This is a genomic window from Mesorhizobium sp. M7A.F.Ca.ET.027.02.1.1 (assembly GCF_004022985.1).
Taxonomy (GTDB): Bacteria; Pseudomonadota; Alphaproteobacteria; order Rhizobiales; family Rhizobiaceae; genus Mesorhizobium.
In genome coordinates this window covers 1-1,657 of record NZ_RZOL01000709.1, presented here as the reverse complement: position 1 = coordinate 1,657, position 1,657 = coordinate 1, and the positions used below count along the sequence as shown (strand labels likewise).

The 1,657-nt window shown below is 62.6% G+C and carries 2 protein-coding genes and 1 pseudogene; all 3 read right to left on the bottom strand.

The window, feature by feature from the left end; all coding sequences use genetic code 11:
* Window positions 1-149, bottom strand: a pseudogene (locus tag EN749_RS39235) (3-hydroxyacyl-[acyl-carrier-protein] dehydratase FabZ); the annotation flags it as partial.
* The gene (gene lpxD, locus EN749_RS35355; protein ID WP_128364908.1) at window positions 142-1,200 is read right to left on the bottom strand and encodes a UDP-3-O-(3-hydroxymyristoyl)glucosamine N-acyltransferase; all 1,059 of its coding nucleotides are present in this window, start codon (window positions 1,198-1,200) and stop codon (window positions 142-144) included. The pseudogene EN749_RS39235 and the gene lpxD, both read right to left, overlap by 8 nt.
* A gap of 75 nt (window positions 1,201-1,275) precedes the next feature.
* A partial coding sequence (locus EN749_RS35350; protein WP_145991168.1) for a BamA/TamA family outer membrane protein occupies window positions 1,276-1,657 on the bottom strand: 382 nt, incomplete at its 5' end.

The window sequence follows — 1,657 nt, the reverse complement described above, 5'->3', positions numbered from 1 at the left end:
GTCACGTTCTTGATGCCAACAGCGGATTCGTCGCCATCGATGTCGACGATACGATCGATCATCAGGAACGGATAGCGGTGCGGCAGGAGCTTCATCAGCCCCATAATGTCGACCGCCTCCAGCGTCGTCGACGCGATCATGTCAGCCATTGCCTCCCTCGCCCTGTTTGCGGGTCCTGGCGAGCTTGCGCAGCATGGCTATCTCCCGCATGGCTTCCGCCATCGGCTGTGCCGGATAGCCGCCCCAGATCTCGCCTGCAGGGACATTGCTCATAAATCCACTTCTGGCGGCAAGCTTGGCCCCTGTCCCAATGGTCAGGTGATCCGCAAGCCCGACGCCGCCGCCCATGGTGACATTGTCACCTACGACCACAGAACCCGAAATACCCGAAAGCCCGGCTATTATGCAATTGCGGCCGATGCGGACGTTATGGGCGATCTGCACGAGATTGTCGATCTTGGTGCCCTGGCCGATGATCGTATCGGACATGGCGCCGCGATCGACGGTGGTGTTGGAGCCGATCTCGACGTCGTCCTGGATAACGACACGGCCGATCTGCGGCACGCGCTCAGGCCCCTTGGCCCCGCCGACGAACCCAAAACCATCCTGGCCTATCCTGGCGCCGCCATGAATGATGACGCGATTGCCGATCAAGGCATACTGGATGCTGGCGCCCGGACCGACATAGCCGTCGCGGCCGATCTGGCAGGATTGTCCAATCACCGCATTCGGGGCGATGACAGTGCCGCTGCCGATCGAAGCGCCTGGCCCGATCACCGCGCCGGCCTCGATGACGGCACCGGCTTCGACATGCGCGGTCGCATCGACGTGAGCGTGCGGCGAGACGCCGGTTTCGCTGGTCATTGGCCCTGGTGTCGCCGCCCTCGGAAACAGCAGACGCCCGATCAGCGTGAAGGCCTGTTGTGGACGCGGATGAATGAGAACGGCAACGCTTGCCGGCGCCTTGCCGGCAAATTCCGCCGGGCACAGGACCGCGGCTGCCCGCAACGACGGCATCAGCGCGGAATTACGCTTGCCATCGACAAAGACGAGCGCATTCTCGCCGCCCTCGCTGGCAGGCGCGAGTGCTTCGATCGAAATATCGGAGTGGCCGGAATCGACGAGCACCGAGCCGGTCAGATTCGCGACTTCGCCCGCCGTATACCGGCGTGATGGCGCGAAGAACACCGGATCGGTCATTCCAGAAGCTATATCCAGCTAGGTCGGAACATTTCTCCCGGACCCTGAGGACCCGGGAGCATCGTTGGCCGCCGATCAGAAGCGGGTCGATATGCCGAAGTTGAATTCCTGCACGTCGTCGCGCGCTTCCTTCTTGACCGGGATCGCATAGTCGATACGGATCGGACCGAATGGCGATGCCCACATCAGGCCGAGGCCGACCGAGGCACGCAACTTCATGCCGACCGAGTCCTGAGTGACGCCAGCGGTGTCGACCTTGCTTCCATAGAGCGTTGCCGCGTCCGCGAAGACAGCACCACGCAAGCCAAAGCTCTCCGGAATCACCGGCAGCGGGAACTGGGCCTCCGCCGACGCGTTGAAATAGGTCGTGCCGCCGAGATGGTCACCCGTGAGAGGATCCACAGGCCCGATACCGCCATAGGCGAAGCCACGGATCATGCGATCAGTGCTCTGGAAC